Here is a 1,111-nt window from a genome sequence, read left to right on the forward strand (position 1 = left end):
ATTATCGTTCACAAGCACGGCAAAGTCAATATCACGGGTGATTCGGTTTGGGGCTATACCATTAATGGCAGTCATCCAAAGATCCTTGGCAACCGCACCGATCAGAAAGAAATCCACTGCATGTTCACTGAATCCACGTTCTAGGGCAGATAGGACCTCCGAAAATTCAGAATGTTGGCGAAGTTGTTCAAATTTGATCTTGTAAGTACTCATTGTATAATTTATTTGCGGTCTCCCTACATCTACGATCTCCCTTTAAGATAAGATCTGCGTATGCCAGGATAGGGTGTACTGCCTTGGGGACAGGTGTTTCTCCCTCCCAAAATTTTTCGTAAACTTTTATCGGGCCATTTTTCTCCGGTACCAAACGATAATTTCTCATAAGCTCTGCCGGCTGCTCATTGGTATATAGGGTCAGTTCTTCGGGGCGTAAATAATTTGTATAGATATCTCCAGCAGGTTCACCCCCCCAAAAGGTCCGGCCGGTCATTAATTCGATATCCCGCCATTGGAAAAAGTCGTCAGGGTTCAAAAAGCGGAAGTCACCAATAAACAAGGTTGGTTTCATTTGCTTTTCATAGGCAAGGATCCATTTTTCCAAAAGGTTTTGAACATTTACTAAAAGATGTTCATTTTTGGTCAGTTTGATCAAGAACCCCTCTTGTTCCAGACCATTGAATACATTGGTGATGGTACCTATACCTGTACCGGTATATTCTGCAATTTCGCGATAAGGCCTGTTGACCCAATCTCGATCCAAAAGGAATTGATACACCACCTTCAGTCCAGTTTTTGTAAATGCCCTATTGGTCTTGGTGCTTTTGATTGGGATTGGATCGTTGGCATCTATCCATAATAAGAGATTGGCTTGCTCCAGAAAGAGGTTTCCGTTGGCTTCCAGGTAAGCTATTTTGCGTTCCCGTAGTGCTTCCTTGATTTTGGGAAAGATACATTGGGCCATAATCAGAAATATGGGATTGGCTTTTGCCATATCTTCCAATTGGGGTAGCTGTGCATTTCGGAGTTCCCGTTTGATTTCGGTTTGGAAAATGATATGGTTATCCTGCCATAATAGCTCTAACTGACCATCCAAACCTTTGCTCTCATTTGG

Annotated in this window: 1 protein-coding gene and 1 pseudogene; both read right to left on the reverse strand. The window is 42.8% G+C overall.

Annotation, left to right across the window (positions count from 1 at the left end; genetic code table 11):
- Positions 1 to 213 (reverse strand): annotated as a pseudogene (locus K1F36_RS19965) (hypothetical protein); the annotation flags it as partial.
- A partial coding sequence (locus tag K1F36_RS19970; protein ID WP_220115357.1) for a type IV toxin-antitoxin system AbiEi family antitoxin occupies positions 188 to 1,111 on the reverse strand: 924 nt, incomplete at its 5' end. The gene K1F36_RS19970 and the pseudogene K1F36_RS19965, both read right to left, overlap by 26 nt.

Source organism: Flagellimonas abyssi, from assembly GCF_019457905.1.
In the GTDB taxonomy this organism is placed as follows: domain Bacteria; phylum Bacteroidota; class Bacteroidia; order Flavobacteriales; family Flavobacteriaceae; genus Flagellimonas; species Flagellimonas abyssi.